At 37.8% G+C, this 11,715-nt stretch carries 10 protein-coding genes; 7 read left to right on the top strand and 3 right to left on the bottom strand.

Translation table 11 applies throughout. The annotated features are described in order from the left end of the window. Positions 1-115 precede the first annotated feature (115 nt). Positions 116-1,654: an SDR family oxidoreductase gene (locus GQ45_RS02950; protein WP_047414956.1), complete on the top strand. Its 1,539-nt coding sequence runs from the start codon at positions 116-118 to the stop codon at positions 1,652-1,654. Positions 1,655-1,871: 217 nt separating this feature from the next. Here GQ45_RS02950 and GQ45_RS02945 read toward each other — a convergent pair whose 3' ends face one another. Further along, positions 1,872-2,612, bottom strand: a complete 741-nt coding sequence (locus tag GQ45_RS02945; RefSeq protein WP_047414955.1) for an arylesterase — start codon at positions 2,610-2,612, stop codon at positions 1,872-1,874. A gap of 27 nt (positions 2,613-2,639) precedes the next feature. Here GQ45_RS02945 and GQ45_RS02940 point away from each other — a divergent pair, with 27 nt between their 5' ends. The 3 genes from GQ45_RS02940 to GQ45_RS02930 all read left to right on the top strand — a co-directional run bounded on the left by GQ45_RS02940 (position 2,640) and on the right by GQ45_RS02930 (position 7,177). Further along, complete coding sequence (locus GQ45_RS02940) at positions 2,640-3,329, top strand: ABC transporter ATP-binding protein (protein ID WP_047414954.1); 690 nt, start codon at positions 2,640-2,642, stop codon at positions 3,327-3,329. A 45-nt stretch (positions 3,330-3,374) separates the two neighbouring features. Further along, a complete protein-coding gene (locus tag GQ45_RS02935) occupies positions 3,375-5,870 on the top strand; it encodes an ABC transporter permease (protein ID WP_047414952.1) in 2,496 nt (831 codons plus the stop codon). Between the two features lie 422 nt (positions 5,871-6,292). Then, complete coding sequence (locus tag GQ45_RS02930; RefSeq protein WP_047414950.1) at positions 6,293-7,177, top strand: DUF4382 domain-containing protein; 885 nt, start codon at positions 6,293-6,295, stop codon at positions 7,175-7,177. 280 nt (positions 7,178-7,457) lie between these two features. Here GQ45_RS02930 and GQ45_RS02925 read toward each other — a convergent pair whose 3' ends face one another. Together GQ45_RS02925 and GQ45_RS02920 are read right to left on the bottom strand one after the other, a co-directional pair. After that, positions 7,458-8,198, bottom strand: a complete 741-nt coding sequence (locus GQ45_RS02925; RefSeq protein WP_047414947.1) for an acyl-CoA desaturase — start codon at positions 8,196-8,198, stop codon at positions 7,458-7,460. Between the two features lie 293 nt (positions 8,199-8,491). Then, positions 8,492-9,061: a Crp/Fnr family transcriptional regulator gene (locus GQ45_RS02920; RefSeq protein ID WP_047414945.1), complete on the bottom strand. Its 570-nt coding sequence runs from the start codon at positions 9,059-9,061 to the stop codon at positions 8,492-8,494. Between the two features lie 201 nt (positions 9,062-9,262). Between GQ45_RS02920 and GQ45_RS02915 the strand changes: the two genes are divergently transcribed. From GQ45_RS02915 to GQ45_RS02905, 3 genes are all read left to right on the top strand, one after another. Continuing rightward, the gene (locus GQ45_RS02915; protein ID WP_047414943.1) at positions 9,263-9,838 is read left to right on the top strand and encodes a Crp/Fnr family transcriptional regulator; all 576 of its coding nucleotides are present in this window, start codon (positions 9,263-9,265) and stop codon (positions 9,836-9,838) included. 83 nt (positions 9,839-9,921) lie between these two features. Continuing rightward, positions 9,922-10,602, top strand: a complete 681-nt coding sequence (locus tag GQ45_RS02910) for a type 1 glutamine amidotransferase domain-containing protein (protein ID WP_047414941.1) — start codon at positions 9,922-9,924, stop codon at positions 10,600-10,602. Between the two features lie 2 nt (positions 10,603-10,604). Then, positions 10,605-11,708 carry an alkene reductase gene (locus GQ45_RS02905; RefSeq protein WP_047414939.1) on the top strand — a complete coding sequence of 368 codons (1,104 nt, stop codon included), beginning with the start codon at positions 10,605-10,607 and terminating at the stop codon, positions 11,706-11,708. Positions 11,709-11,715 lie beyond the last annotated feature (7 nt).

Raw genomic sequence — 11,715 nt, 5'->3', positions numbered from 1 at the left:
GGGAGACCTATAGGCTTCTAATTATTTAAAGTCTTGCTTCTTCTTACATAGTTTAAGAACCTAACCACTAAAGGCTAAGGTATACATCACATAAAAATAAATAAACACATCAAAATTGAGCAACGATACACCACCTATTACTTCTGAAGAGATTGATAAATGCATTGCCATCTTAGGGCAGTTAGTAGCGCATACCGATCAGATTTTTGATATTCCTTTAGCACAAAGAACAGCATTGCTCAAAGTAACCGGTCAGTTTTCAAGACCTACTCGTGACGAATTTTCACGACGTAAAAAAGATGCACAGAAAGCCAGTAAACGCAAACAAGATAAAAAAGATCGGGTAGCTCGTAAGGAAACTGGGATCCGGAATGCTCGAGAAGCACATATTTTCACTGCTCCAAAATTAATACAAGCGGCAGATTTGGAACATAAGGAGCAACAAGAATTACAAATTGCCCGTAATTGTTATGTTTGCAAAACGTCATTTACCAAATTGCATCATTTTTATGATACTATGTGTTCTGAATGTGGTGATTTTAACTATGCCAAACGCTTTCAAACCGCCAATGTAAAGGGACAAATAGCCGTTATAACGGGCTCTCGCTTAAAAATTGGCTATCATATCACCTTAATGCTTTTACGTGGAGGAGCCACGGTTATTGCGACCACACGTTTTCCTGTGGACTCTGCTTTACGCTTCTCTAAAGAGCCCGATTTTATGGAATGGGGACATCGCTTAAAAATTCATGGTTTAGACCTACGGCATATTCCAAGTGTAGAAATCTTCTGTAATTTTATAGCACAGCAGTATGATCATTTAGATATTTTGATTAATAACGCAGCCCAAACTGTGCGGCGACCAGCGGGTTTTTATCATCATTTAATGGCGAATGAAGAGCGACCTATCACCTCACTTCCTAAATTTGCACAAGAACTATTACAAGATCATACGAGTTGTTTGCAAGAATTAGCGCAGCTTACTTCCTCAGCATCGCCCAACCAGAATATGCCTGTCACCTGGCATGGTCCCGAGCCCGGTATCGGATTACGGGCTTCTGCTAAACTATCACAAATTCCTTACAGTTTTGATAAGGCTTTGGTAGCAAAAGAAGTGTTCCCAGAAGGAGAATTAGATGCCGATTTGCAGCAGGTAGATTTGCGTAACACCAATAGTTGGCGCTTAAAACTCGGAGAAATAGAAACTACAGAAATGATTGAAGTTCAGCTCGTAAATGCTGTTGCACCTTTTGTGTTGTGTAACCGTTTGGCTGAAGTGATGAAAAAGACCCATACAGGACAAAAGCATATGATTAATGTAACCGCTATGGAAGGCAAATTTCACCGTGCATTTAAGGAATCGCGCCATCCACATACCAATATGGCAAAAGCGGCTTTAAACATGCTGACCCATACCGCAGCTGGTGATTTAGCGAAGCAAGGTATTTTTATGAATGCCGTTGATACCGGTTGGGTCACTGATGAAGACCCTGCGGCATTAGCGAAAAAGAAACAAGTAGAACAAGATTTTCAACCGCCTTTAGACATTGTTGACGGCGCAGCTCGTGTTCTAGACCCCTTATTTGACGGCATTAACACAGGGAAACATTGGTCGGGGAAGTTCTTAAAAGACTATTTTCCTATTGACTGGTAAGTCATGATGTCGAATGTCGAATGTCAAAAGTTGAAAATTTAGAAAAGTATTATTGAGTTCTACTATGACAAATGAATACTAAAGTGTCCGTCTGAGCCTGTCGAAGACCTTCTAAAATGGTTGAAGGCGCTTCAACACGCTCAGTGCTACGTGCATGTTCCTCGTTGGCAAAATATAAAAATACAAGGGTGATGTCAGTTTTAAATTTAAAAACTAATTACAACATCGGCTTTAAAACCTCCCAAACAGTATTAGCCACTATTTGATGACCTGCTTCTGTAGGGTGAATGCCATCACTTTGATTAAGATCAGCAATACCCCCGACGTTTTGTAAAATAAAAGGAATAAAAGCGATATCATTATTTTTGGCGATATCGACAAAAAGTTGCTTAAATTCCGTAGTATAGGCTTGACCCATATTGGGCGGTAATTGCATTCCTGCAAGGATAATTTTGGTTGTAGGGCTCTTTGCTTGCACCATATCAATTATGGCTTGTAAATTGGCACGAGTTTCTGAAAGCGGTACGCCTCGCAAGCCATCATTCGCCCCCAATTCTAACAAGAATATATCGATGTTTTGATTCAAAACCCAATCAATTCTGCTTCTTCCACCAGCGGTTGTTTCGCCACTTAGGCCTGAATTGATCACGGTGTATTCTAGGTTTAAGGAATCAATTTTTTCTTGTAATAGTCCGGGAAATGCATCTTCCGTATCCTCAAGTCCGTAACCAGCGGTTATGCTGTCCCCAAAACAAAGGATTGTTTTTGTACTCGTTGTTTCTGTTTCCGTTGTTGCGCTTGTTTCTTTGGCCGCGGCGTCAGAGGAGTTTTGTTCTTTTTTATCATTTCCACAAGACAATAGGCATAGCGCCATCGTAAAATAACAAAACTTTAAGAATATCGGGTGCAGTGAAGTTGGTAAATTTGCCCTCAATTGATTATTTTCAGCCTTTGACATAAGGTGTCATTTTTAATTAAAAATTATATGCCAAAGATATTAAAGATTACTGGTTTAGAAAAGACCTACACCAGTGGTCAAAAAGAATTAACAGTATTGCAAAACATTACGTTTGATGTAGAAAAAGGACAAACATTTTCCATTATTGGTCCGTCTGGAAGCGGAAAAACAACCTTACTAGGCCTTTGTGCTGGTTTAGACGCACCTAATGCGGGTACGGTTGAACTTTGTGGTCAAGACTTGAGCAGCTTAAATGAAGACCAATGCGCGCAATTACGAAATAAGGAAGTGGGATTCATTTTTCAAAATTTTCAATTGTTGCCCACCCTTACAGCCTTAGAAAATGTAAGCGTTCCTTTAGAGTTACAAGGCGCAAAAGATGCAACAGAAAAAAGTATGGCATTATTAGATAAAGTGGGCTTAGCCGATCGTTTTGACCATTACCCCTCGCAACTTTCAGGAGGAGAGCAACAGCGTGTGGCACTAGCCAGAGCCTTTTCGAACAGCCCTTCTATTTTGTTTGCGGATGAACCTACTGGAAACTTAGACGAAGAAACGGGCGAGAAAGTCATTCAATTATTGTTTGATTTAAATAAAGAAGCAGGCACTACCTTAGTGATTATTTCACACGATTTAGACTTAGCGAATAGAACCCAGCAAATATTACGACTTAAAGGCGGCCAAATTTTAACCAATCAAACTACAGCAGTACTGTAAGCATAGCTAACACACATGAATCAACATACCAAATGGCTTTTTAAAATGGCTTGGCGCGATGCCAAAGCGAGTAGAGTACGACTTTTATTGTTTATGGCTTCTATTATTTTAGGAATAGCCGCAGTCGTTTCCATTCAATTGTTTAGTACCAATTTAAAAGATAACATTCAGCGACAATCAAAAGCCTTGATGGGGGCAGACTATATTATCGACAGTCGTCAAGAACCCACTCTTAGAGCTCAAGCGATTATTGACTCTTTGAAACCTGACGCACAGGAAGTGAATTTTGTATCGATGATTGCCTTTCCTAAAAATGGGGGCACTAAATTGGTCAAGGTTCGAGGGCTGCAAGGAGACTTTCCCTTTTATGGTACTATTGATACCGAACCTAGTTCAGCATCAGTAGCTTATCAGGATTTAGGTGGAGCATTGGTTGATGCTACCTTAATGCTTCAGTTTAATGTAAAAGCAGGTGATTCTATAAAGGTTGGTGAACTTACCTTGCCAATTGCAGGTGCTTTAAAAGCCATACCAGGAAGTACCGCAATTTCTACTTCTGTAGCGCCAACCGTAATTATTCCTAATCGGCTTATTGAAGGTACAGAACTCTTACAATTCGGAAGTCGCAAGGAATACCAATTTTTTTATAAGGCCACCGATTCACTCAATTTAAGTCGGTTTGCAGATAAAATTGGTCCCCTTTTAGATGCCGAAAATGCCGATTTAGATACCCATACAAGCACAAGTCAACGTTTGGGCAGACGCTATGATAATGTAGGTAAATTTTTAAATTTGGCTGCTTTTATTGCGTTATTATTAGGCTGTATTGGTATTGCGAGTTCTGTACATATTTACATCAAAGAAAAATTACAATCTATCGCCGTTTTAAAATGTATGGGTGCCTCTCGAAAGCAGAGTTTTTTAATTTTCTTACTACAAATTGCAGGGATTGGTATTGTTGGTGGCTTACTAGGTTCACTTATAGGTGTGGCGCTTCAAGAGCTATTTCCTTACATTTTACAAGAATTTTTACCTTTTACCGTAGAAATAAGTATTTCAATACAACCCATTTTAATAGGGATTTTTCTAGGATTATTCATGTCGGTTTTATTTGCCTTGTTGCCTTTATTGCGAACTTGGTATGTTTCGCCATTAGAAGTATTGCGTGTGGATGAAGAAGCATCACAAGGCCCAAATAAAGTGCGATTTTTCGTATTGGGCTTAATTTTACTCTTCCTCTTTCTGTTTTCTTTCTGGTTGTTAAAAGACGCGCTGTACGCCTTGAGTTTTGTGGGGGGTACGTTGGTCACCTTTGCGACCTTAGCCTTTATTGCAACAGGGTTTATGAAGTTGATTAAACGCTATTTTCCAAAACGTTTTGGGTACACGACACGTCAAAGTTTGCTAAACTTATTTCGACCTAATAACCAGACGGTAGTGCTGGTCGTGGCAATTGGTTTAGGTACGTTTTTAATTAGCACGCTCTATTTTACCAAAGATATTTTATTGGCTAAAACCGAAATAGGTCAGACGGCAGAAAATGCCAATTTGATTATCCTAGATGTGCAAACAGACCAGCGTGATGCCATCGAAAAGCGACTCACGGATGGCAATTTACCTGTTTTAAGTAGCATTCCGATTGTTACCATGCGTGTACATAAAATAAAAGACCGATTGGTAAATGATATTCGCCAAGATTCTGTCCGCGAAATGGGAGGTTGGATATTAAGACACGAATTTAGAACCACCTATCGGGATACTCTAGCCGATTCTGAAGAGGTTTTAGAAGGGGAGTGGACCCCCGAGTTGCCAAAAGGAGCTCCTGTAGTAATTTCTATATCAGATAATATTGCGCGAGACGCAAAATTAGCGGTAGGTGATGCATTAGTTTTTAATGTTCAAGGCGTATTGCTAGAAACGACTATAGGTAGCATTCGAAGTGTAGATTGGACACAATTGCAACCTAATTTCACGATAGTTTTTCCCAAAGGTGTTTTAGAGCAGGCGCCACAGTTTAGGGTTATTACCACAGCAGTACCGGATGAAGTAGGATCTGCAAATTTGCAACGCGATTTGGTAGCACAGTTTCCAAATGTATCCGTACTTGATTTGCGACAAGTATTTACCATCGTTGAAGATATTTTAGATAAAGTTTCTTGGATTATAAATTTTATGGCCTTTTTTAGCATTCTTACGGGGATTATTGTGTTGATAGGCTCGGTACGCACCAGTAAATACCAACGAATTAAAGAAAGTGTGCTCCTCCGAACCCTGGGGGCCAAAAACACTCAAATATTAAAAATATCAGCCTTAGAATATGTTTTTTTAGGACTTTTAGGAAGTTTGGTGGGCATTTTATTGGCCTTGGTGAGTAGCCTTTGTTTGGCATTATTTGTTTTCAAAGAGCCATTTTTGCCTTCTTCGATTCCGTTTTTAGTGTTTTTACCGGGCATTACGCTTTTAGTGTTAGCGATTGGTTTAAGTAATATTCAGACGGTTTTACGCAGTTCGCCCCTAGAGGTTTTGAGACGGGAGGGGTAGCACTACTAAAATCAAAAATTATGATATAAAATCTTGTGGTTCGTAATTTTATCTAATACGAGTTTGTTCTGTTTCTATAAATGCAATAACTATATATTGGCCAAATATCAAAAAGTGCAAAAAAAAATATACCGAATACATCTGCTTGGGATACGTATCAAATATAATTTTAGTACTTTCTAAATTCCCAAAAAATAATTCTAAAATAGTTTTGACACGGAGTAATAAGGAGTATAAAATAAAATTTAGAAAATATGTATTCAGAAATATTTAGCTATGTATAAATTATGTTATCCATAAACTTTAAAAAAATAAAGAGGTCATTCATCGAATAATTGAAATCTCGGGTAGGGTTTAAGGTCTACTCTTTGTTTTTAAACGTATATAGATAAACTTATACATATTAATTAAAATTTTAGACTATGAAATTTAACTTTTTTTCAATTCTTCTAATTGTTTTTAGTAGCATATTTATTGCTTGTTCAGATGAAAATGACACGAATAATACCTTTGGCAGGCTTAAAGTTCAATTAACAGATGCTCCTTTCCCACACGATTTAGTAGCAGAAGCAAATGTGACTATTTTCAAAATTGACGCGCGCTACAAAGGAAATGTGGAAATAGATGATCAAATGACTGACAGCAATGGCATGACGGTTGAAACAGATAGTGATAAACCTTTTGTAGTACTAATGGAAGATGACATAAAAGTAAATCTTTTGGAGCTCACCAATGGTGTTACAAAAACACTGGTAGATATAGATGTTCCGGTTGGGTCTTACGATTTGATTAGAGTGTATGTAAAGGGAATTAATGTAGTACTGAAAGATGGTACTTCCTATGATTTAAATGTTCCAAGTGGATCACAATCAGGAATCAAAATATTTATACAACCAGAGCTTGTGGTTGACGGTGGATTAACTTCAGATCTTTTACTTGATTTTGATGTAAGCAAATCCTTCGTCGCAAAAGGGGGGACAGCAAATATTAATGGTTTTAATTTTAAACCTGTTATCAAGGCTAGTAATTTATCAACAGCCGGAACACTTATGGGTATAATTACAGAAAAGAAAGGAGACGTACTGGTTGGATTGGAAGGTGCCCAAGTGGCGGTCTTTATTGCAGATACACTAAACACAACAACTTTTTCTGGTGTCGATGGGGGTTATATGATTATGGGATTGAATGCGGGGTCTTACACTGTAGCCGTTGAAAAAGAAGCATATAAGGCACAGACTATTGAAGAAATCCAAATAATCGCAGCTAATAAAACGGTTCAAGACTTTGAACTGGTGCTGGAAGAATAAGATTCTGTCTCATATATGAAAAAGCGGGATTCTTATCCCGCTTTTTTCTTTTAATGAGCTAATGAATTGCCTAATTTTTCTTAGCCGTAGTTTTAATTTATCGGGATTATATATAAGCTTAGACAATACTTTTATTTCTAAAAAAATAGCTTAGTAAGACACAAAATATAAGTCACGTATACCTTTATCTTTTCGTTTATTACAGCCGTAGATGTGAAATTTCACTGTCCTAAAGGAAACCAAAACCTAGGGGAGAAGGTTTCTGTGTCTTCAACGATTCCTATGATTTAACTTTAACAGGCTTCAATTGAATTAGACCAAAACCATCTAAAACTCTAATAATTAAATAGGTGACATCAATCTCATACCATTTTACGCCAAAATTGGCTCTGTTCGCATGTCTATGATGGTTGTTGTGATAGCCTTCGCCCATCATTAAAAAATCAAAACGAAAGAGGTTTTTACTAGTATTCTTCATCGTGTAATTGACATAGCCATAAATATGTCCAAACCAATTAATGATGACGCCATGAATAGGTGCCATTAAAAAGGTCACCGGTAATAATAACCAGTGCCACCAAGCCGTTGCAAAAAAAACAAAGAATAAAATATAAGCCGTGATCCATAGTAGTCTAGAAAAGCGAGAACTTGCAAAGACATCAAAGCCTTTCCATTGGGGCACGTTTTTGGTAAACCGTTGATCTATGACTACACGTTGGGTATTGATATCTTGATAGACGGTTTTTGTTTTCCACATCATTGCAAATAAGTTGTCATCGTGTGAGGGAGAATGTGGGTCTTTTTCGGTATCAGTATACGCGTGATGCATGCGATGCATGATGCCGTAGCCATAGGCGCTTAAGTAGCTGGGTCCCTGAAAAATCCAAGTTAAAACAAAGGTAATGCGTTCCATGGTTTTAGACATTGTGAATACCTGATGCGCCGCATACCGGTGTAAAAAAAAGGACTGGAAAAACAAACCGCCATACCAGAGTACGGCAACAAATATAATAATCAACATAGCTTTTTTTTACAAAGGTAATTTGATGCATGGAGAGAAACAATGAACCTAAATCAATTAATTAGGAAAGATTCATGACTGCTGCGCTCTAAGAACTAGGAGGCTAGACTAAATTTTACAGCTCATAAAATGGTTCACCTATGAAGTCTTGATTCTTGTATCTTGGCTCTTGAATCTTGAATCCTGGGTCTTGAATCTTGAATCCTGGGTCTTGAATCCTGAGTCTTGTATCTTGGTTCTAATTTATGAGCCTTTACACTTAAAATATTTGACATTCGGCTTTCGACAGCTTCTTAAACCCGTTTTCGAATTCTGCTTAAGGCTTGCGAAGTCACACCAATATAAGAACTGATATATTTTAGAGGGATTACTTTTAATAACTCTGGGCGCTCTTTAAACAAATTTACATAGCGTTGTTCTGCAGTCAAATTCAATAAGTTTTGTTCCCGTTTTGATTTGATTAAAAAAAGTCGCTCAGCGGTTAAACGACCCACTAAATTTCCTAATTGGGTGGTTTTATAAACGAGTTGCAAATCGGAATAAGTAATGCTTAAAATCGTTGTTTCGGTAAGTGCTTGCAATTGGTAGGCTGAAGGGGAACGTGTTAAAAATGAATCATAGGCACTGATAAACTGATCTTTAAAACTAAAACCAAAAGTAATTTCTTTGTCCGGATTTTCTTTGGGAATAAACAAACGAACTACGCCAGATTCTATAAAGGAAATGTGATTTTCAATCTCATTGATGTGTAGAAAAATCGATTTTTTAGGAATTACCCGTCGTTCTAATTTGGACATAAAAAAGTCCCAATCGGATGCAGAGATGGTGGCTATTTTTTCTAAGTAGGCTTTTATTTGTTGCACTAGTTGTTATCAAAACTATAAGGGGTAAAGATAAGGATTCATAGAGAAACATTCCTATTAAATAATGTGGATCGAGATTCTAGCATGTTTTTTATGCAACTTGTCATTAAAGAGTACGTATCCGATAGCTAGCCTTTAACTAATCATTAAATTAGGCTAGGTGCTATTGCGAAAAGTCAAACAAAATAGCATCTTTGTACTATGCATCAGTCCATTATAAAACATATTGAGAGCCATATTCATCCTTCCGCCAAGGATTTACAATTATTTCAAGAGGTGCTTACAGAAGTCTCCGTATCCAAAGGAAATTTTTTACTAAAACCAGGCACCCATGTAAAGCATGAATATTTTGTGGTAAAAGGCTGCTTAAAAGCGTATTACATAGATGCTAAAGGAGGTCGTCATATTATTCAATTTGCCATAGAAAATTGGTGGATTGGTGATTTTGATGCCTTTTACAATCAAATAGCGTCAAATTTGTATATCGAAGCCATTGAAGATGCGGAATTATTGTCCCTTAATTACGATGAACTTCAAAAAATTTATACGGAAGCCCCAATTTTTGAGCGCTATTTTAGGATACTAGTCACCAAGGCTTTTGTCTCTCAACGGAAACGAATTTTATCTACCCAAGAAAAAAACACACAAGAACGGTACCTAGAATTCTGTAGCGCTTATCCTCATATAGAAGACCGAGTGCCCAACTATGATATAGCAAATTACTTAGGTGTTACACCAGAAAACCTAAGTAGGGTGAGGAAAAAACAAAAAAGTTAAAGCTTTCTTAATTGATATAGATCAATGAAATTGATGTTTTGGTGTCATAACTTTGAATTAATTCAAAAAATTAAAAGTACGACATGAAAAATATACTATTTGTATTAACAAGCAATGACTCTTTAGGGAGCACAGGAAAAAAAACTGGATTCTGGATTGAAGAATTTGCGGCACCCTACTACACCCTGACAGATGCAGGACACAAGGTTACTTTGGCGTCACCCAAAGGTGGCCACCCACCCATAGATCCAAGCAGTGCTTCAGAAGATGCTGCTACAGCGGCAACGCAAAGGTTCGATAAGGACAAGGCCACACAAGACAAATTAGCCAATACGCATCAATTAGCAAGCATCAATCAAGAAGATTATGATGCTGTTTTTTATCCTGGTGGGCATGGCGTATTGTGGGACTTAGTAGAAGACCTAACCTCTATTAAATTGATAGAAGAATTTTATAACAACCATAAACCTGTTGCCTTTGTGTGCCACGCACCGGCAGTTTTAAAAAATGTAAAGAATAGTGCTCAGGAACCCTTGGTAAAAGGAAAAAAAGTAACCGGATTTACCAATGAAGAAGAAGAGGCGGTTCAATTAACAGAGGTGGTTCCATTTCTTTTAGAAGATATGCTAAAAACGAATGGCGGTATCTACTCTAAAATAGGCGACTGGCAACCTTATGCGGTTGAAGACGGCTTATTAATCACAGGCCAAAACCCGGCTTCCTCTGAAAAAGTAGCCGAATTATTAACCAAAAAATTACAATAAACATGAGCAAACAAAATTTACTAACACCCTATACGAATAATATAAGCCTTAAGAACAGAATCGTTATGGCACCGATGACGAGAAGTAGAGCCGCGAACGAGGGTAATGTGCCCACAGACGACTTACACGGCTTGTATTACGAACAACGAGCATCAGCAGGCTTAATTATCACAGAAGGTTCACAAGTATCTGAAAAAGCCGTAGGCTATATCAATACGCCTGGCATCTATTCAGAAGCCCAAGTAGAAGGATGGAAAAAAGTAACAAAACGTGTACACGATAAAGGTGGAAAAATCTTTATTCAATTATGGCACGTGGGCCGGATGTCGCATCCTGATTTTCACAATGGCGAATTGCCTTTATCCGCTTCGGCTCTAAATCCAAATGCGAAATCGTATACGCCAGAAGGTTTTAAAGATACCGTAACCCCTAAAGGAATGAGCATTGAGGAAATTAAAACCACGGTCAAAGATTTTCAGAATGCAGCAGCCAATGCCGTAAAAGCAGGTTTTGATGGCGTAGAAATACACTCTTCAAACGGCTATTTGTTTCATCAGTTTTTTAATGGATCTTCTAATAAAAGAACAGATGAATATGGAGGCAACATGGAAAACAAAACACGTTTCTTTTTTGAGGTTTTAGAGGCCGTTAAAGAAGTAATTCCTCAAGAAAAAATTGGTGTGCGTTTTAATCCATCCTTACATGGCTTATTTGGGATGACCATGGATAAGGATACCATCCCCACTTTTGAATACCTGATATCAAAATTAAACGACTATGCATTGGCCTATGTACATTTATCTGAACCTTTTTCAGATGTTTCAGATGTTCCATTTGCGGTAACAGAAATTGCAAAACATTTCCGACCTTTATACAAAGGTACCTTAATGATCAATACCGCTTTTGATCAAGAAAAAGGGAATAAAATCATCGAGGAAGGTTTAGCGGATCTCGTAGCCTATGGTAAGTTGTATATTTCTAATCCTGATTTAGTGGAGCGCTTTGAAAATAATGTAGAGCTAGCCGAATGGGATGAAGAAACCTTTTACACCACAGGAGCTAAGGGCTATACTGATTATCCGAAGGCAGTAGCACAAAAAGTATAACAATTAA

The sequence above is a fragment of the Cellulophaga sp. Hel_I_12 genome (genome assembly GCF_000799565.1).
GTDB lineage: Bacteria > Bacteroidota > Bacteroidia > Flavobacteriales > Flavobacteriaceae > Cellulophaga.
The sequence above is the reverse complement of the archived record's forward strand: the minus strand, read 5'-3'. Positions and strand labels throughout refer to the sequence as shown.

Excerpts from the sequence above, each read along its gene's own strand:
- GQ45_RS02915 (WP_047414943.1), top strand. The coding sequence starts at position 9,263 with ATGCATCAGTCCATTATAAAACATATTGAGAGCCATATTCATCCTTCC.
- GQ45_RS02905 (WP_047414939.1), top strand. The coding sequence starts at position 10,605 with ATGAGCAAACAAAATTTACTAACACCCTATACGAATAATATAAGCCTT.
- GQ45_RS02910 (WP_047414941.1), top strand. The coding sequence starts at position 9,922 with ATGAAAAATATACTATTTGTATTAACAAGCAATGACTCTTTAGGGAGC.
- GQ45_RS02935 (WP_047414952.1), top strand. The coding sequence starts at position 3,375 with ATGGCTTGGCGCGATGCCAAAGCGAGTAGAGTACGACTTTTATTGTTT.
- GQ45_RS02940 (WP_047414954.1), top strand. The coding sequence starts at position 2,640 with ATGCCAAAGATATTAAAGATTACTGGTTTAGAAAAGACCTACACCAGT.
- GQ45_RS02930 (WP_047414950.1), top strand. The coding sequence starts at position 6,293 with ATGAAATTTAACTTTTTTTCAATTCTTCTAATTGTTTTTAGTAGCATA.
- GQ45_RS02925 (WP_047414947.1), bottom strand. The coding sequence starts at position 8,198 with ATGTTGATTATTATATTTGTTGCCGTACTCTGGTATGGCGGTTTGTTT.
- GQ45_RS02945 (WP_047414955.1), bottom strand. The coding sequence starts at position 2,612 with ATGTCAAAGGCTGAAAATAATCAATTGAGGGCAAATTTACCAACTTCA.